General features: G+C 69.6%; 19 protein-coding genes and 1 pseudogene. 7 read left to right on the forward strand and 13 right to left on the reverse strand.

Annotation, left to right across the window (positions count from 1 at the left end; all coding sequences use genetic code 11):
- Positions 1-31: 31 nt before the first annotated feature.
- The 4 genes and pseudogenes from LCH29_RS21005 to LCH29_RS21020 all read right to left on the reverse strand — a co-directional run bounded on the left by LCH29_RS21005 (position 32) and on the right by LCH29_RS21020 (position 4,012).
- Entirely contained in the window at positions 32-1,924 is a 1,893-nt protein-coding gene (locus LCH29_RS21005; protein ID WP_446463280.1) for a BTAD domain-containing putative transcriptional regulator, read from the reverse strand.
- A gap of 98 nt (positions 1,925-2,022) precedes the next feature.
- Positions 2,023-2,217, reverse strand: a pseudogene (locus LCH29_RS21010) (hypothetical protein); the annotation flags it as partial.
- Positions 2,218-2,236: 19 nt separating this feature from the next.
- Positions 2,237-3,625 (reverse strand): LmeA family phospholipid-binding protein, encoded by a 1,389-nt coding sequence (locus tag LCH29_RS21015; RefSeq protein ID WP_446463281.1) that lies wholly within the window; start codon positions 3,623-3,625, stop codon positions 2,237-2,239.
- 126 nt (positions 3,626-3,751) lie between these two features.
- A complete protein-coding gene (locus LCH29_RS21020; RefSeq protein WP_179935782.1) occupies positions 3,752-4,012 on the reverse strand; it encodes an RNA recognition motif domain-containing protein in 261 nt (86 codons plus the stop codon).
- Positions 4,013-4,202: 190 nt separating this feature from the next.
- On the opposite strand from LCH29_RS21020, the gene LCH29_RS21025 reads away from it, so the two are divergent.
- Both LCH29_RS21025 and LCH29_RS21030 read left to right on the forward strand, forming a co-directional pair.
- Positions 4,203-4,619 (forward strand): hypothetical protein, encoded by a 417-nt coding sequence (locus LCH29_RS21025; protein ID WP_446463282.1) that lies wholly within the window; start codon positions 4,203-4,205, stop codon positions 4,617-4,619.
- A 5-nt stretch (positions 4,620-4,624) separates the two neighbouring features.
- The gene (locus LCH29_RS21030; RefSeq protein ID WP_446463283.1) at positions 4,625-7,306 is read left to right on the forward strand and encodes a KGGVGR-motif variant AAA ATPase; all 2,682 of its coding nucleotides are present in this window, start codon (positions 4,625-4,627) and stop codon (positions 7,304-7,306) included.
- Between the two features lie 188 nt (positions 7,307-7,494).
- On the opposite strand, the gene LCH29_RS21035 is transcribed toward LCH29_RS21030, so the two are convergent.
- Entirely contained in the window at positions 7,495-8,628 is a 1,134-nt protein-coding gene (locus LCH29_RS21035; protein WP_446463284.1) for an NADH:flavin oxidoreductase, read from the reverse strand.
- A 93-nt stretch (positions 8,629-8,721) separates the two neighbouring features.
- Between LCH29_RS21035 and LCH29_RS21040 the strand changes: the two genes are divergently transcribed.
- Positions 8,722-9,156, forward strand: a complete 435-nt coding sequence (locus LCH29_RS21040) for a MerR family transcriptional regulator (protein ID WP_446463285.1) — start codon at positions 8,722-8,724, stop codon at positions 9,154-9,156.
- On the opposite strand, the gene LCH29_RS21045 is transcribed toward LCH29_RS21040, so the two are convergent.
- The gene (locus LCH29_RS21045) at positions 9,116-9,568 is read right to left on the reverse strand and encodes an Lrp/AsnC family transcriptional regulator (RefSeq protein WP_063736770.1); all 453 of its coding nucleotides are present in this window, start codon (positions 9,566-9,568) and stop codon (positions 9,116-9,118) included. The genes LCH29_RS21040 and LCH29_RS21045 overlap by 41 nt on opposite strands.
- A gap of 60 nt (positions 9,569-9,628) precedes the next feature.
- On the opposite strand from LCH29_RS21045, the gene LCH29_RS21050 reads away from it, so the two are divergent.
- Positions 9,629-10,420 carry a thioesterase family protein gene (locus tag LCH29_RS21050; protein ID WP_446463286.1) on the forward strand — a complete coding sequence of 264 codons (792 nt, stop codon included), beginning with the start codon at positions 9,629-9,631 and terminating at the stop codon, positions 10,418-10,420.
- Here the strand turns inward: LCH29_RS21050 and LCH29_RS21055 are convergent.
- The 3 genes from LCH29_RS21055 to LCH29_RS21065 form a co-directional block, all read right to left on the reverse strand.
- Entirely contained in the window at positions 10,386-10,868 is a 483-nt protein-coding gene (locus LCH29_RS21055) for an N-acetyltransferase family protein (RefSeq protein ID WP_446463287.1), read from the reverse strand. The genes LCH29_RS21050 and LCH29_RS21055 overlap by 35 nt on opposite strands.
- Positions 10,862-11,680, reverse strand: a complete 819-nt coding sequence (locus tag LCH29_RS21060; RefSeq protein WP_446463288.1) for a class I SAM-dependent methyltransferase — start codon at positions 11,678-11,680, stop codon at positions 10,862-10,864. The genes LCH29_RS21055 and LCH29_RS21060 overlap by 7 nt, the downstream gene beginning before the upstream one ends.
- A gap of 298 nt (positions 11,681-11,978) precedes the next feature.
- Positions 11,979-12,155 carry a hypothetical protein gene (locus LCH29_RS21065; protein WP_446463289.1) on the reverse strand — a complete coding sequence of 59 codons (177 nt, stop codon included), beginning with the start codon at positions 12,153-12,155 and terminating at the stop codon, positions 11,979-11,981.
- A 220-nt stretch (positions 12,156-12,375) separates the two neighbouring features.
- Between LCH29_RS21065 and LCH29_RS21070 the strand changes: the two genes are divergently transcribed.
- Positions 12,376-13,290, forward strand: coding sequence for a GNAT family N-acetyltransferase (locus LCH29_RS21070; protein ID WP_446463290.1), 915 nt, complete (start codon positions 12,376-12,378; stop codon positions 13,288-13,290).
- Positions 13,291-13,296: 6 nt separating this feature from the next.
- Here LCH29_RS21070 and LCH29_RS21075 read toward each other — a convergent pair whose 3' ends face one another.
- The gene (locus LCH29_RS21075) at positions 13,297-13,488 is read right to left on the reverse strand and encodes a DUF397 domain-containing protein (protein ID WP_446463291.1); all 192 of its coding nucleotides are present in this window, start codon (positions 13,486-13,488) and stop codon (positions 13,297-13,299) included.
- Between the two features lie 10 nt (positions 13,489-13,498).
- A complete protein-coding gene (locus LCH29_RS21080; RefSeq protein WP_446463292.1) occupies positions 13,499-14,386 on the reverse strand; it encodes a helix-turn-helix domain-containing protein in 888 nt (295 codons plus the stop codon).
- Positions 14,387-14,548: 162 nt separating this feature from the next.
- Here LCH29_RS21080 and LCH29_RS21085 point away from each other — a divergent pair, with 162 nt between their 5' ends.
- Positions 14,549-14,968 (forward strand): ATP-binding protein, encoded by a 420-nt coding sequence (locus tag LCH29_RS21085; protein ID WP_446463293.1) that lies wholly within the window; start codon positions 14,549-14,551, stop codon positions 14,966-14,968.
- Complete coding sequence (locus tag LCH29_RS21090; protein WP_446463294.1) at positions 14,965-15,198, forward strand: hypothetical protein; 234 nt, start codon at positions 14,965-14,967, stop codon at positions 15,196-15,198. The genes LCH29_RS21085 and LCH29_RS21090 overlap by 4 nt, the downstream gene beginning before the upstream one ends.
- 67 nt (positions 15,199-15,265) lie before the next feature.
- Here the strand turns inward: LCH29_RS21090 and LCH29_RS21095 are convergent, their stop codons facing one another.
- Both LCH29_RS21095 and LCH29_RS21100 read right to left on the reverse strand, forming a co-directional pair.
- The gene (locus LCH29_RS21095) at positions 15,266-15,907 is read right to left on the reverse strand and encodes a nucleotidyl transferase AbiEii/AbiGii toxin family protein (RefSeq protein ID WP_446463295.1); all 642 of its coding nucleotides are present in this window, start codon (positions 15,905-15,907) and stop codon (positions 15,266-15,268) included.
- Between the two features lie 23 nt (positions 15,908-15,930).
- A complete protein-coding gene (locus LCH29_RS21100) occupies positions 15,931-16,290 on the reverse strand; it encodes a hypothetical protein (RefSeq protein ID WP_446463325.1) in 360 nt (119 codons plus the stop codon).
- Positions 16,291-16,298: the final 8 nt, after the last annotated feature.

Here is a 16,298-nt window from a genome sequence, read left to right on the forward strand (position 1 = left end):
ATCGGAGGCCACCGCTTTCCCGGCTCATCCCTTACGCTGCCAGCCGACGGTGGTACGTCAGTGGTACGGGCGTGGTACGGGGCCCGTTCCGGCGGGCCGCCGCCCATTCCCTGGCGAAAAGACAGGTCAGTGCGGGCAGGCGATAGCGGAATCGGTCCAGCGGCTCCACGAGATGGAGCGCGGCGAGGCTTTCCAGGTCCCGGTACGCCCGCCGCCATTCCGCACCCGTGTACGAGGCGGCCTCATCGACCGTCATGTCCGGCATCGGATGGGTGCCGAGCAGCTCGAACAGCGCCCGCGCCCCCGGCTCCAGGTGCAGTACGGAGCCGCGCCACGCCTCGCGCAGACCGGGATCCCGGCCGTCGCCGGAGTCCAGCAGATCCAGCCGGAGGCGGTCGTCGCGCAGCAGGGCGGCGAGTTCGGCGGCCGGGGTGCCCGGACATCGCCGCGCGTACTCGGCCAGCAGCCGGACCGCGAGCGGCAGCCCGTCGGTGAGCCGGGCGAGTTCGGCCATGACGGTCCGGTCCGGGTCCGCCACGGCGTCCCCCAGCAGCTCGGCGACCTCCGCGTCGTCCAGCGGGCCCAGGCCGACGCGCCGCGCGCCCCAGCGCACCACCAGACCGCCCAGCCGCCGCCTGCTGGTGACCACCACCAGACAGCTCTGCGCGGGCAGCAGCTCGGTGACCTGCTCGGCGTCGCGCGCGTTGTCCAGCAGCACCAGCAGCCGCGCATCCGCGGTACGGCTGCGGAAGAGCGCCGCCCGGTCGGCGGTGTCGTCCGGGATACCGGCGTCGGGCACACCGATGCCGCGCAGCAGCGACGCCAGCGCGTCGTACGGCTCCACGGCGGGCCGCGCCTCGTAACCACGCAGGTCCAGGTAGAGCTGGCCGTCCGGGAAGTGGTCCGCGGCGCGGTGCGCCCAGTGCACGGCCAGCGCGCTCTTCCCCATTCCCGCGGCCCCCTCGATGACGACGGGCGGCGCGGTGTCGGCCCCGGCGCGGAGGAGGGAGTCGAGCGTGGCCAGGGCGGACGCGCGGCCGGTGAAGCCGGGGATGCCGAGCGGAACCTGACGCGGGACCGCACCGGCCGGGCGCGCCGCACCGCCCTCCGGCCCCGGTACGGCATCGGCTTCGGCCACCGGGGCGCACCCCGCACCCGGCTCCGGTTCCGCGTCCGGCTCGGCGTCGGTCAGCAGCCGCCGGTACAGCCGCTGGAGCCCGGCCCCCGGGCTGACGCCCAGTTCGTCGGCGAGCAGCACCCGGGCCCGCTCGTACTCGTTGAGCGCCTCCGGCCTGCGTCCCGCCCCCTCCAGCGCCCGCACCAGCTGCTCCCGGAAGCGCTCCTGCAAGGGGTGTTCGGCGATCAGCCGCCGTGCCGCGGTGATGACCCGCTCGTACTGCCCGGCGTGCGTCTCCAGCTCCATCAGCCGCTGTGTCGTCTGGATGCGTTCCTCCTCGACGGCGGCGGTCAGGTCGCCGCGCAGGGCGTCCGACGCGACGTCGCACAGCGCCTCGCCGCGCCACAGCCCGAGGGCCCGCCGGAGCAGTTCCGGCTCCCGCCCGGTGCCCCGGGCGTCCGCGGCCTCGGCCCGCAGCCGCCGGAAGAGGTGCAGATCGACGGCGTCGGCGTCGAGGTCGAGCTGATAGCCGTTCGGCGTCGACCGCACCGCGCACGCCGCATCGGCCCGCGGCTGCCCCAGGGCGCGGCGCAGCCGCCGCACGGTGCCGCGCAGCGTGGTGCGCGCGGACGGCGGCGGGTCCCCGTCCCACAGCGTGTCGATGAGGACGTCGGTGGAGACCGGACGCCCGCAGCGCACGGCGAGCGCGGCCAGCAGCGTGCGCTGCTTGCCCGTCGGCACGAGCGGCCGTCCGTCGTCCGCCACCGCCTCGAACGCGCCGAGCAGGTTGATCCGTATGGTGCTCATGAACGTGCTTCCCCCTGTGTTCGAGCTGGGGTGACCAGCCCTGTTGACCGTAGGGAAGCGCGGCGGGAAGCACAGACGGCCGAACGACCGACAATCTCTCAGGACGGGCCGAGCTGGACCGTGGGGTGGGCGCCGGTGTCCGTCAGGGAGCCGTTCTGGGAGCCGTGGAGGCGGGCGTAGGCGCCGCCGAGGGCGAGCAGTTCGTGGTGGGTGCCGGTCTCCACCAGGCGGCCGTGGTCGAGGACCAGGATGCGGTCGGCGTCCGGGGCGAGGTTGAGGTCGTGAATCCTCATCTCCGCAGCATATGGAGGATTACGGCCGCTTTCCGAAGCCCATCTGCGTACCGGTGAGGTCGGCCACGATCCCGTCCGGCTCCACACCGATGTTCTGGATCTTGATGTCCTTGGCCTTCTCCGGCAGCTGGAAGGAGAGCGACAGCTTCTCCGACAGCTCCGGCAGCTTGTACTTGGTCAGCGCGGCCGCCACCGTCGGGTCGATGCCGAGCTTCTTGATCAGCTCGGGGTGCTCGTTCGTCACGTCGACGAGGTTGACCTTCGTCAGCGCGGGCACGAACGACGGAGACCCGGTGATCTTGTCCAGCTGCTGGTCGTCCTGACGCGCCCGCCCGGCCGGTTCGGGAGCGATCCCCAGTCGCTCCGCCACCGACGGCACCTCCAGCAGTGCCCGCGCCTTCGCGGTGTCGTCGCTGATCTGCTTGGCCGCCTTGGGGTGCAGCCGCAGCCCGGCGTTCTTGCCCGGCCGGTAGGTGGCGATCCCGGGTATCTCCAGCCGCATGCCCGTCACCTCGGTGGAGATCCCCCGGTCTCCCTGGCGCTGTATGTGGGCCATCGCGTGCAGCGACACGTTCTGCCCGGCCACCGGCAGCTTGCCGTCCGCGCGCACCGAGTTGGGGCCGAAGGCCCGGAACCGCACCTGGGAGGCGCCCAGTTCCCGGTCGAGGTCCTCGAAGGCCAGCAGGACGTCGCCCTTCATGCGGTCCACCACGGCGCCCTTGATGGAGGTGGGCAGGTCGGCGTTCAGCCGGATGTCCTGGGCCTGGACGTTCACCTCGGCGAGCGAGACGCGGTCGGCCGCCACGTCGGGCACCGCCACGTCGACCTGCTTCAGCTTCTTGTCCACCACCTGGGTGAGGAACGGGAAGCCGTGGATGGTCACGTTGGGGGCGGTGGCCAGCTTGAGCTTCTTCTGGAGCGCGGTCTCCGCCTTGCGCTCCACGTACATCACGGCGACCCGATCGGCCAGCACCGCGATCACCGCGAGCACCAGCACGCCGATGACCAGCTTCGCGGTGAGCGGCACCGCCTTGAAGCGCCCGCGCCCGCGCCGCCGCCCGCGCCGGGAGCGGCCGTGGTCGGGCGGCGACCACGGCTCGCCGTCCTCCCCGTTCACGCCGTCCTTGCCGCCGGCGCTCCCGAGGTCGGAGGTGTCGTCGTCGTCCGGCTTCAGCCCGAGGCCGAGCGGGTCGTCCGGGTCGTACGGATCGGCCAACTCGGCGAGTTCCTCGTACGGGTTGTTGTACGGGGCGCTGGGCGCGTCGCGGTCCGCGTCGGGCGACGCGTCGTGCTGCGCGGCGGCGTCATCCGCGTCGTGCTGCGCGGCGCCGCGCGAGTCGTCGGGGTGCGAGCCGCGGTGCGAATTGTGGGGACGAGGTGAAGATATGCGTGTGGGGGATCGCATCATCCAATACCACCACGCCATACTGGTCCACCCGCAAGTCCTAGCGGCGATACGTGGCGAACGGCACGCTCATGCGGCGGTCCGCGCCGTGCCGTCCGGTCACCGTCCCCTCACCGCTTTCACCCGCGTTCACCGCCCGCCGCGCGAAACCGCCCGTGCCTCGGTGACGGTGACGCACCGCCCGTTCATCTCCTGTCCATCCAGCTGGGCCATGGCCTTCTCGGCGTCCATGTCCGCCATCTCCACGAACCCGAACCCCCGGGAGCGCCCGGTGTCCCGGTCGGTGATGACGGTCGCGTCCATCACCGCCCCGAACTGCGCGAACAGCTTCTCCAGGTCGTCCTTCGTGGTCTGGTAGCTCAGATTGCCCACGTGCAGCCGCTTCGACATGACCCGCTCTCCCTGCCTGATCCGCGACGCCGTCAAGGTGGCGCCAATCGGGTCAATCGTCGCAGCGAGGGAGGAAGCGGGCCATCGTGATTGGGCTGAACCGGTTACGGGCCCCGGAAGTGCCAGTGCCGTCACCGGACGACGCCGACACCTCCCGGAAGGCTGTGGTGGCAGCGAGTAACCTGGTGTGATGGTAGACGTGGGGGTTGGCGAGTTGCGGCGAAGTTGTGAGCGCCTCGTCAAGCAGGGAGAAGCCGCCGAGAAGGCGGGGGACAACGCGGTCAGCGGATTACTGTTCTTCTACGCTGCTGAGTGCCGGTTGAAGGCTGAGGTGCTGCACTGGATTCTGCGCCGTGAAGACACATCCGCCTTACCCAGTGATCTGCGGACGCACCATCTGCGGCGCTTGGCCAAGGCGCTCAACCTCCAGGATCCGGGACCCGGGCCGGACCCGTTGAGGTGCCATCGGCACAAGGGCGGCGCTTGGATCGAGAGTCATGAATTGCATGAGGCGTGGCGCTATGGTGCCGAACTGCGAGCGGATGATCAGAAAGCGGCTGTGGAAGCGTTGAAGACACTGGTGAAAGACGCCAGGAAGGGATCTTGAACGTTATGGCTGGCAAGCTCTTCACCTGGGTCGACATCGATTCACAACTTGCGGAAGCTGCCGTCGAGGGCCAGTGGCCGCAATGGCTGCTGGAGGTGGATGCCTGGTGGGACGGGCTGGAGTTGACGGTTCGCCCAGGGACTGAGGCCACGGACGTTCGCGAGTGGCTGGACAGTCAGTTCGGCCTCGGTTCGACTGCCGAGCACGAGGTGGGCCTGGAACTCGCCCTGGACCGCCCGACGGCTCACGCTTCCGAGGCGCTTCCGGTGCGTCTGGTCGAATCACCTGACCTTGGGGCGGCTCCACGCCGCCCCAAGCTCAGCGAACGCCGTGTCACCTCAGCTTTGGGCGATGCCTTGCCTCGTCCGGAATCCGCCCAGTTCGCCGAGGGTAAGCAGCTCATTGCATTCCACTCGTTCAAGGGTGGGGTGGGGCGCACGTTGCATGCCGTGGCATTGGCCGATCTCCTCGCTTCCCAAGGTCAGCATGTCCTCCTCGTCGATGCGGACCTGGAAGCGCCCGGCATCACCTGGATGTACCAGGCGCAAGGGGGGCGCTGTGACATCGCGTACGAGGACGTCGTCGCACTTCTCCACTCCTCTCAGCGGGGCGACCCCACTCAGGCTGTCGAAATCGCCGCCGCTTACCTGCCCAACCAGCGGGTCTCTCGCTATCCAGGAGCGGGGCGGGTGACCGTCTTGCCGGCCAGCAGGCGTACGCGGCTCGGGCCACCCCGTATCAGCCCCGCCGACCTGCTGACCGAGGACCGCTCGCCGTACTTCCTCAGCGAGTCCCTGGCGGCTCTGGCCGTCGCGGCCCAGGCCGACACCGTCGTGCTGGATCTCCGGGCCGGGGCTTCGGAACTGGCGGCGCCGATCCTGCTGGATCCCCGGGTGATGCGGGTTTTCGTCACCACGATCAGCAGTCAGTCGCTCCAAGGAACCGAAACCATGATCCGGCAGTTGGGGGCTCAGTCCCCAGCGGTGGCGGGGGTGGATCCCACTCCCGGAGCGATCGTGACGCAGTACCGGCCTGACGTCCACGACGGTCATGCCGAAGAGGCACGTAGGGGGCTGTCGGCGGCACTGTCGTCCACGATCGCCCTTGCGGGGACGACTGCTGACGAGTACGCACCGGACGACTTGGCGGTCGATGAGCAAGTCCTGACGGAGCCGGTGCTGAGCCGGTTCCGCGAGGAACTGCTGGCACTTCCGCAAAGTTGGGACGCGGTGGTGGAAGTCGTTCGGCGCTGCGCTCTGCCCGGCCTACTCGTCGAATTCGGCGCGAGCCTGGCACCGCCGGTCTCGACGCGGCCGGAGGAACCGGCCACGCTGGACAGCCGTCGGCGTGCACTGGAGAGCACTGCTCGTCGTCTCGTCTTCGCCGAGAGGAGGGGCATGGACTCCGGTCTCGGGTTCCTTACCACCGAGCCGGTACGCCGACTGATCGCAGATCACAGCACCGACCTGCCGGTGGCAGTCGTGGTGGGCGCGAAGGGCGCGGGCAAGACGTTCACCTTCGCCAGGATGTGTGCTCAGGGGACATGGGAGGACTTCGCCCGGGAGAACGGACAGAACGTCGAACGGGCCGCGATGGTCATCCCGGTCCTGGATCCGGCCAATATCGCGGAGCCGCAGGCGGGAGGGGCGTCGCCGCAGAAGCTCAGAGACCGTGCGGCAACTGGGCCAGGCGTCACAGCCGACGAAATCCGGAGCCACCTCAACACCGGCCTGCGGGACGAACGGGCTGATGACCCGGAGTTCTGGCGGTTGCGCTGGCTTGAATGTCTGGCTTGGTCGGCGGGTGCCAGGAGGGAGGAACGCGCTGAGGACTTCCTCATCAAGCGGACCCTGGACGCGTCGGGGGCTTGTCTCTTTGTCATCGACGGCTTGGAGGACTGGCTGGAGTCAGTGGAGGGGGAACGAAAGCGCATCGCGCTGCGGACGCTTCTGATCGAGGTTCCGGCCTGGCTTCGTCGGCTTCGCAATCGCTTGCTCGGCCTTGTGATCTTCGTGCGTCAGGACCTTGTGCGTGCGGCGATCAGACAGAACCTCGGGCAGTTCATGGACCGCTACGCTCCCTACGAGCTGCGCTGGGACACGGAGGACGCGCTCCGGCTCGCACTATGGGTCGCGACGAACGCCGACGCGGTGGCGAAGCCGGAGCCGCTGATCGCCGACATGGCCTACGAGGAGATCGTCCAAGCCCTGCTGCCCCTCTGGGGCGCGAAGCTCGGGACCGACAACTCGCGCGAGGCATGGACCGAGCGGTGGGTCCCCGCGGCCCTCGCGGACTTCAACGAGCAGATCCAGGCGCGGGATGTCGTCCGTTTCCTCTGTGAGGCGGCCGCCGCCTCCGTGGGAGACGAGCGTTGGCCGGACAGAGTGCTGATTCCGGCGGCCATGCGCCACGCCTTGGGCTCGTGCAGCCAAGCGAAGGTGCAAGAGATCAATCAGGAGAACCCCCGCCTCGGGAAACTCCTGCAGCACATGATGACCTTCTCGGACTCCGTCAGGATGCCCTTCGACGCAGCGGATGTGGGGCTGACGGCCGAGGACAGCGAAGCCCTGAAGCAGTGGGGCGCTCTGGCGAGGGACACCGATGGGCGCTACCGCATGCCCGAGATCTACCGCCACGCTCTCGGATTCCGTACGCAAGGCAGGGCGCGGGTGGTCCGGAGTCTGTGAGCCAGGCCGAAGCAAGCCGTCATAGACGCCCTGGTAGCTCAGGGCGTGAGGTACAGGATCGCCCTCGTACGGGGCGGATCCGGACCGCTCCGAGAACGCGCCCCCAGCGGTAGCTGGGGGCGCTGGGCGGGTGCCATGAGTTCGCGGCGATCAGCGGTAGAGGCCCGGCGAGTGCTCCGTATGTCCCCTTAGTGGAGGGTCTGGAGCTGGTCGGCGGCGAACGGGACGAGCGCCTCCGTGTCCCCGCTGAGCACCTTCCGGACCCACTCCGGGTCGGCGATCAGGGCGCGGCCGATCGCGATGAGGTCGAACTCGTCCCGCTCCAGCCGGTCCAGCAGCTTCTCGATGTTGGCCGCCACCCCGACCCGGGTCCCGCTCTGGAACGCCGAGGGATCGAACTCCTTGTCCAGGCCGACGGAGCCGACGCTGATGGTGGCCTTGCCGGTGAGCTTCTTCGTCCAGCCCGCCAGGTTCAGATCCGAGCCCTCGAACTCCGGCAGCCAGTACCGGCGGGTGGAGGAGTGGAAGGCGTCCACCCCGGCCTCCGCGAGCGGGGTGAGGATCGCCTCCAGCTCCTGCGGGGTCGTGGCGAGCTTCGCGTCGTAGTTGGTCGACTTCCACTGCGAGGTGCGGAAGACGATCGGGAAGTCCGCGGAGACGGCCTTGCGGCACGCGGCCACGATCTCGGCGGCGAAGCGGGTACGGGCGACCGGGTCGCCGCCGTAGCCGTCGGTGCGCTGGTTGGTGCGCTCCCACAGGAACGCGTCGATCAGATAGCCATGGGCGCCGTGCAGTTCGATCCCGTCGAAGCCGGTCCGCTCGGCGGCCGCCGCGGCGTCGGCGAAGGCGGCGATCACCGCGTCCAGGTCGTCCTGGGTCATGGCCCGGCCCGCGGGGTTGCCGTCAAGGCCGATGCCCGACGGGCCGACCGTCGGGGCGTCGGGGACCGGCCCCGAGCCCTCGGCGCGCGTCACCCCGACGTGCCAGAGCTGCGGCATGATCCGGCCCCCGGCCTGGTGCACCTCCGCCACCACGTTCTTCCAGCCCGCCAGCGCGTCCTCCCCGTGGAAGCGCGGCACCCGGTCGCTGTCCCCCGCCGCGTCGTGGCCGACGTACGTCCCCTCGGTGATGACCAGCCCGACCCCACCGGCCGCCCGGCGCGCGTAGTACTGCGCCACATCGGCGCCGGGGACGCCGCCCGGCGAGAACTGGCGCGTCATGGGCGCCATGGCGATCCGGTTCGGCACGGTGAGCCCGCCCAGGGTGAACGGGCGGGACAGGATCTGAGCCGCGCGGTCGGCGGCAGCGCTGCTGGCAGGCACGTGAAGGCTCCTCGAAGCAGGATGGTGTTTCGCGGAGCTAAGCTAAAACCTGACGTTGACGTCAGGGGCAAATGTCGCAGGGAGGAGACCTGAGTGCGCATCGGTGAACTCGCCGCGCGGGCAGGAGTGAGCGTACGGGCGCTGCGCTACTACGAGGAGCAGCGCCTGCTCCACCCGGAGCGCAGCGCCAGCGGCCAGCGGCACTACCCCGAGAGCGCGGTCGACCGCGTCCATCTGATCCAGCAGCTGTACGCGGCGGGGCTGTCGAGCCGGACCATCGTGCAGCTGATGCCGTGCGTCGACACCGGTGAGGCGACCCCGGCGATGCTGGAACTGCTGCTCGCCGAGCGCGACCGCATCGAACGTCAGATGGGCGAGCTGGCCGAGGCCCGCGACCGGCTCGACACCGTGATCGCCTCCACGAAGGTGCGCACCTGCGTGCACCAGCCGCCCCGGCGCCAGCAGTCCCGGCACCAGCCGCCCCGGCTCACAGCGGCAGCGGGCGGTCCACGACGACGTCCTTCATGACCAGGGTGGAGCTCAGCCGCTGCACGCCGGGGAGCGTGGCGAGGCGGTCGTCGTACAGCTCCTGAAAGGCGGGCAGGTCGCGGGTGACGACGCGCAGCAGGTAGTCGGGGTCGCCGAAGAGCCGCTGCGCCTGGAGGACGTTGGGGATGGCGGCGACGGCCTGCTCGAAGGCGGCGACGGTGTCCCGGGACGCGTCGTGCATCGTGATGAAGACGAGGGCGTCGAAGGTGAGCCCGAGGGTGTGGGCGTCGAGGTGCGCGCGATAGCCGCTGATCGCGCCGGACCGCTCCAGGGCGCGCAGCCGCCGGTGGCACGGCGACAGGCTGAGGCGTACGCGCTCGGCAAGTTCCGTGACGGTGAGGCGCCCGTCCTTCTGGAGCTCGGCAAGGATTTTCCGGTCCACGTCGTCCATGAGGAAGATTCTCCCTCACCCTTACGGTGGTGTCGTCAACACCTGCCAAGGAGAAACCTGTTGGACAACTACTTCGAGCGCACCGCCGAACACCGCTACAAGCCCACCCCCCACGTGGGCGGCGCGTGGGCCTCCGACGAACAGCACTTCAGCCCGCTCGGCGGTCTGATCGTGCACGCCATCGACCGCCATCTGGCCGGGCGTCCGGAGACCGGCATGGTCCTCAGCCGCATCAGCTTCGACATCCTCGGACGCCTCGCCCTCGACGAGTGCGAGATCCGGGTGGAGACACTCCGGCCCGGCCGCACCATCGAACTCGTCGAAGCCACCGTGCTCATAGCGGACCGCGCGGTGGTCCGGGCCCGCGCCTGGCTCCTGACCACCCTCGACACCGGCGCCGTCGCGGGCGGTGGCCCCGACCGTCTCACCCCGCCCGACGCGCTCGCACCCTGGGACATGTCCACCGTCTGGCCCGGCGGATACATCGCCACCCTGGACACCCGGCCGCTCGCCCCGCCGCAGCCCGGCCGCGCCACCGTCTGGGTCTCCACCGGAGTGGACCTCGTCGCCGGAGAGACCGCGAGCCCGCTGGCGTCCTACGTCGCCCTGGTCGACACCGCCAACGGCATCGCCGTCCGCCGGCCGCCCACCGCGTGGATGTTCCCCAACGTGGACCTGACCCTCCACCTCCACCGGCAGCCCGAGGGCCGCTGGACCGGACTGGACACCAGCGTCGCCTTCGGCCCGACCGGCCAGGGCATCACCAGCACCGTCCTGCACGACCTCGACGGACCCGTGGGTCACGCCCAGCAGATCCTCACGGTCCGCCCCCAGCCCGGTGAAGCGCCTTGACCATGACCTGCTCCCCGGTCGCGCCGTCGGACGACAGATACACGAACCCGTTGCGCCGGTAGAGGGCGATGGCCGCGTCGTTGCCCGGGAGCACGCCGAGCGTCAGCGTCGTACCACCCGAACGGCGCGCCCATCCCTCGACCGCCCCGATCAGCCGGTCGCCGACCCCGTGGCCCCGCGCCTCGGGGCCGACCCACACCGACCGCAACTCCCGCACCCCGCCCTCGCCGGGCACCCCGCCCGCCACGCCGACGGCCCGGCCGTCCCGGAGGGCGACGACGGGATACGCGCCCGGCATCTCCAGGCGGGCCCGCCACCGTTCCTCCCCGCCCCGGTGCCAGTCGGCGAGCGTGGTCTTGAACGCGTGCGGCGCGTCGGTCAGCGCGGCGAGCCGTACGTTCCGCCACAGCGGCCAGTCGTCGGGCGTGAGCACCCGTAGCCTCACCACTTGGTCGCGCGCACCGAATACATCAGCGGCAGCCGAGGATGCCCCTCGGGGAAACGGAAGACGGGCTGCTCGGCGGGCCCGGTGCGCTCCAGCACCGGATAGCGCTGGAAGAGCGTGGTGGCGTGCTCGTGCAGGAACTCGATCCGCAGCCCGGCCTGTGCGAGGGCCGTCACCACGTCCCCCAGCGGGTGCTGCCACTGCACGGAGACGGTGTGGGCGAGCGGCGGCCCGTCGGTGTACGTGTGCGGCTCGTCCCACGTCTCGCCCTGATCGTCGAAGTAGTCCACCTCGACGCTCTTCCCGTCGTCCCCCAGCACCTCGGTGAACGGATGGAACTCCGCGAGGTACAGCACCCCGCCGTCGTTCAGCAGCCCGCCCACGACGTCCGCCCAGCGCGGGATGTCGGGCAGCCAGCACAGCGCGCCGAGCCCGGTGTACACGACGTCGAACCGCTCGCCGTCCAGCGCTTGTGCCGCGTCGTACACGTCCGCCGCGACGAACCGCGCCTGCTTGGCGAGCCCAAGGTCGTCGGCCAACTCGCGCGCGGTACGGATGGCCTCCCCGGAGAAGTCCAGCCCGGTGACGTGCGCCGCCCCGCGGCGCGCCCAGGACAGCGTGTCCTGCCCCATGTGGCACTGGAGATGGACGAGCCGCTTCCCGCTGACGTCCCCGAGTTCGTCCAGCTCGAAGCCGCGCAGCGTGCAGGCGCCGCCGCGGAACCCGGGCAGATCGTAGAAGTCGCTCCGGGCGTGGACCCGGACCCGGTCGTCCCAGTTCGCGCGGTTGCGCCGCAGCCAGTCGTCGTCCGTCATGGCGGGGACGCTAGTGGGTGCTCCTTCTGGTGTTCATCCGGTTTTCGGGCGGTGCGCGGTGGGTCCGGTGGTGGGTGCGGGGGCGGGGCCTCCGGGGCAGGGCCCTGGACCGTCTATTTACGGCGCCGTTGCTCGGAAGCGTGAAGTGAACGTCGGGCGATTGGCGCCACAAATACACGTGGCGTCCAGGACCCCACCCCTGCGACCCCACCCCCTTCCATCTCGTCGGCGGCCACCGGCCGGTGGCTCGGACAGCCGATCGACGCGCCTGGTCGACCTGGCTCTCGCGGCACGCTGGTCACGAACCCTCAGCCGCGCGGGGCGGCGAGCCGGCCAGCGGCGAGGTGTCTTCGTATCGGACCTCGTAGACGCGCTCGGCGAACTTCCAGCCGTCGCCGGTGCGCTGGTAACGGTCGTGGTAGATCGCGTAGTTCAGCCCTCCACGGCCGTCGCGGGTACGCCCGACCTCTGACATATACGCGCGGCCGGACGCGTGTCGCCGTCAAGCCGGATGATGCCGGGGTGGGTGTTCTGCACGAGGAAGTCCACGAAGTCCGGCACCCGCCTGCCCCAGGCACGGATGGCCTCCTGGCCTTCGAGCTCAGCGGGGAGTACGACGAGACGGCCCTCCGGAATGTGACATCGACACCACAATCACCAGTTCAGGTCCATGACAACGTGGCTAATGTGAGCAGATGACAGAAATCAGTGTCGTCGGTGACAGCACGGAATGGCAGAAGGACTTCGAGCGGCGATTACACGCCTCGTACACGACGGCAGGACTCGGTGCCGACGCGGCGGAGCGCAGGCTCGAGGACGTACGCGCCGGCATCGGCGACTGGACCGTCGCCGAGATCACGGACGCCGGGGCCCGAGTCGGATACGTCGCCGTGACCGTGGCTGACGACAACGGCACGCTCGCGGGCCTTATCGGAGACCTCCGCGTCGATGCGCTCCACGCCGGACAGGGGCACGAGCAGGCCGCCCGGGACTGGGCCGAGGCATGGTGCGCGGAGCGCGGCGCACGCCGGCTGGACATACGGCTCACCGAGCCCGTCGGCGAGCTGTTCGGCGGCTACCACGTCCGTGGCCAGCTCAGGATGCGGCGCGTCAGCTCCCCGCCGGAACTCGTCGACGGCGTCACCGCACGGACGATGACACAGGACGAATATCCCGAGTGGCTCGCATCCGAGAAGGCCGCCTACGTCGGCGACATCGTCCGGGCCGGAGCCCTGAGCCCCGAGGAGGCCGTACGCAAGGCCGATCGCGACTTCGCGAAGGTGATTCCCGAGGGCCTGTCGACGCCCGACAACACGTTCCTGGTGCTCGAGACGGCGGGCGGACGGATCGGCACCGGCTGGGTGAAGCACGGGTACCTTCCGGGGGTCACCTACGGCTACTCGCTGTTCATTCAGGAGGAACACCGAGGCAGGGGGTACGGCCGGGCCGCGATGGCAGCCGGCGAACAGGCAACGCTCGCGGCCGGCGACTCTGCGCTGATGTTCACCGTGTGGGGCGGCAACGAGGCGGCCATGCGCTTGTACACGCGCGTCGGCTACCGAGTCATGGAGGAAAACCGTTGGATCGGCCTTCCCCGCTCCGCGACCTGAGGCGACTCACCCGCGGTCGAGGCACCCCGCCTTGGCGGCCCGTATGAAGGCGCGGAGAGCTGCCGGGTTGGTATGGATCACGTCGTCGGGCTCGTCGCTTTCACGTATGCGTATGCCGTCGTGGGCGGCGGCGAGTTCCACGCAGTTGGCCGCACCTGCTTCGCTGAAGGTGGACTTCTGCCAGTTGAGGTCGGACATGCTGCCTTCTCTAGTGGGTGTAAAGGATGTGTTGGAGGAGGCCCCATGAATCAGGCTTCTCGTGCAGCTCGGGCGCCTCATTGGCGATTACCGGTGGCAGCGCACTCTGGCTCAGATCGCTGAAGGTTGACTCGTATCGGGCGATGGAATCGGGGTCACCCAGGCGCAGAATCGCGGACGGATGATCCGCGACCACGGTCTCCAGACCCGGAACTCCGACGCCCAGGATGAGGAACGGCGTGCTCTGCCAGAAACGCACGCCGACCTTGAACGGCAACACTTGGATCGTCACGTGAGGGCGCATCGACGCCCGGATGAGGTGTGTCAGCTGCTCCCGCATGACGTGTGGACCACCCACCTCCATACGGAGAGCTGCCTCGTGGATGACAGCCTCAAGCGATACAGAGGGATCGGCTTCCATGATGCGTTGGCGGGCTCGTCGGAAGCGGACGAGATCCTCGATCTCCTCGGGGGAGGCATCGGGAAGTCCGCTGCGGAATAGCGCGCGCATGTACGAGGCGGTCTGCAGCAGTCCTGGGATCAGCAAGGTTTCATACGTCCGGATCGCCGTCGCGCGCGATTCCAGCTCCGCGAGGTCGAGCGTGGACTGCGGCAAGGACTTCCGGTGGGTCGACCACCAGCCTTTGCCGCTGCTCTCGGCCATGCTGACGAGTTCGTCAACGTAGGGAACATTCTTGCACCCGTAGGCGTCAACCAGTAGGCGCAGCCTGTCGGTGGGGATGGCTGTCCGCCCCGCTTCGATGTGGCTCAGGTGTGGCGCGCCCATGTCGATCAGCTTGCCGCCGTCGGCGATCGATAACCCTGCCTGGAGCCGCAACTTCTTGAGCTCGGCGCCGAGTCGGCGTTGTCGTTCGGTGATGAGCGTTCGCAGCGCCACGGACAGTCCTCCAGGGGATTCGTCGACAGTGTGCCCCGGGTCAGGGGAGCGGTCCAATCATCCTTACGGAAGTGGTTGCAACATTGCTGAGCTTTCCCGTACTTTGGGTGTCGTCTTGGTCACACAAGGTATTGAGCCACGGAACTGCCACGGAGGCGCCGCATGGGCGTACACGCCGAACTTCCGCTCCACTACACCCTCACCGCCCCCGCCCTCCCCACGGCCCCGCGCCTGTGCCGCGACTTCGTACGCGCCGTTCTCACGGCCTCCGGCCTGGACCTACTCGCCGAGACGGCGGCCATGTGCACGTCGGAGTTAGTCACCAACGTCCATCGGCATGGCAAGGGGGACGTGCGGCTCGCCGCCACCATTGAGCGCACCTGGGTGCGGGTGACCGTTCATGACGACGGGCCCGCCCTCCCCTCGCCCCGACGCGCGGCCAGCGATGAGCCCAACGGGCGCGGGCTGTTCCTGGTCACGGCCCTGTCGGATGTCGTCGGCCTGACCATTGACGAGCCGTCCGAGGGCACGGGCAAGGCCGTCTGGTTCGAGCTGAACATCCCGCCCGAGAGCGCCGCATGAGCCCCGCGCCCGCCGAGCGGGTCGCCGAAATCCTCCGCGACGAGCTGGCCGAGCACGGCGTACGGCTGCCCGAGATACGGGCGGACCTCGCGGACCCGCAGCAACCGCAGCTGCTGATCGGCGCCGTCCCCCTCGGCACCGGTTTCGCGCTGCTGCGGCTGCTCACGGACTACCAACGCCTGCTGAAGGCCGAGCGCGCCCGTCATTCCCCCAGGACGTGGCGGACCTGAGCCGTTTCAGTCGTTTGCCATCAGGGGGTCACCCGAGTAGTAGCCGCAGCGGCTGGCTTTCTCGGCGTCAGTGATCCTCGATGATTGACTCGTGCAGGCGCCGAGTGAGGTCGTCGCACCAGTCCCTGGCCCAGGAGCGCAGGGCGACCGTTGCCGCATCGGTGAGGCCGTAGGCGGCGAACTCCTCGTCCTCGTACCACTCCGCACCATCCAGGCGGGCGTGGAGGTCCTCAAGACAGAACTCATCCCGTGCATGGCGGCGGCCGAGCGTTTCCAGGTCGACGGTAGTGCGGTGCTGGGAGGCGGCGTGGACGTCGATGAGATCGCGGACGGCTCCCCGGTCGGCCAGAGCGCGCACCTTCGTACCGATGACGTCGTCCAGGGCAAGTACCGGACCGTACTGGGTAACGGCCGGTGGCCCCCAGAACGCCTCTTTGAGGATGTCGACCTCGCACTGTTCGCCGCTTGCTGGATCCGTGACGACAAGTCGGCCGGACAGCGGGTCCACTCCGATCTCCCGCACCTGCCAGCCGTGCTCAGCCAGACCCAGGGTCAGAGTGCGGGCGATCTCCGCCATGGGAGCGGGGTTCTCGGTGGCGAGGTCGAGATCCTGGCTGAGGCGGTCGACGAGGCCATGCGCCTGCACGGCGTACCCGCCCGTGATGACCAGCGGGTAGGAGCTGCCGATGGACAGGACGTCTGAAAGCACCCGACGATGCAGGTCGCTGAGGTTTACGCCGCAGCTGCCGGACGGGCGGCTGCCAGTTCGGGGAACGCGGACTCCCAGACGTCACGGATGGCGCGGCTGACCAGTGTGCGGAGAACGGGCCACTGAGAGAGCAGGAGTTCCGGGTTCAACAGGGTGACAAGATCATCGTGCTGCCCTTCGGCCAGCACCGTGCGGTACATGCTCATGCGCAGCCGCGGTCGGTCGAGATCGAACCGCGTCAGCCCGGACCAGGCCACGTGCAACGGCAGCTGCACGCTGCCGTGTGCCGGGCCGGTCAGCTCACTGAGGGAGCTGGGCAGCCGGCGCGCGTACCGCTCCCGTAGCAGCTCGGCGGCGGACGGCAACGGCTCGTCGGAGAGCATGGCGCACA

It is taken from the genome of Streptomyces sp. BRA346 (genome assembly GCF_052851135.1).

Bases quoted from the DNA above. Each gene is read 5' to 3' on its own strand.
- LCH29_RS21005 (WP_446463280.1), bottom strand. From the start codon at position 1,924: ATGAGCACCATACGGATCAACCTGCTCGGCGCGTTCGAGGCGGTGGCG.
- LCH29_RS21015 (WP_446463281.1), bottom strand. From the start codon at position 3,625: ATGATGCGATCCCCCACACGCATATCTTCACCTCGTCCCCACAATTCG.
- LCH29_RS21020 (WP_179935782.1), bottom strand. From the start codon at position 4,012: ATGTCGAAGCGGCTGCACGTGGGCAATCTGAGCTACCAGACCACGAAG.
- LCH29_RS21025 (WP_446463282.1), top strand. From the start codon at position 4,203: ATGGTAGACGTGGGGGTTGGCGAGTTGCGGCGAAGTTGTGAGCGCCTC.
- LCH29_RS21030 (WP_446463283.1), top strand. From the start codon at position 4,625: ATGGCTGGCAAGCTCTTCACCTGGGTCGACATCGATTCACAACTTGCG.
- LCH29_RS21045 (WP_063736770.1), bottom strand. From the start codon at position 9,568: ATGGACGACGTGGACCGGAAAATCCTTGCCGAGCTCCAGAAGGACGGG.
- LCH29_RS21060 (WP_446463288.1), bottom strand. From the start codon at position 11,680: ATGACGGACGACGACTGGCTGCGGCGCAACCGCGCGAACTGGGACGAC.
- LCH29_RS21065 (WP_446463289.1), bottom strand. From the start codon at position 12,155: ATGTCAGAGGTCGGGCGTACCCGCGACGGCCGTGGAGGGCTGAACTAC.
- LCH29_RS21070 (WP_446463290.1), top strand. From the start codon at position 12,376: ATGACAGAAATCAGTGTCGTCGGTGACAGCACGGAATGGCAGAAGGAC.
- LCH29_RS21075 (WP_446463291.1), bottom strand. From the start codon at position 13,488: ATGTCCGACCTCAACTGGCAGAAGTCCACCTTCAGCGAAGCAGGTGCG.
- LCH29_RS21085 (WP_446463293.1), top strand. From the start codon at position 14,549: ATGGGCGTACACGCCGAACTTCCGCTCCACTACACCCTCACCGCCCCC.
- LCH29_RS21090 (WP_446463294.1), top strand. From the start codon at position 14,965: ATGAGCCCCGCGCCCGCCGAGCGGGTCGCCGAAATCCTCCGCGACGAG.
- LCH29_RS21100 (WP_446463325.1), bottom strand. From the start codon at position 16,290: ATGCTCTCCGACGAGCCGTTGCCGTCCGCCGCCGAGCTGCTACGGGAG.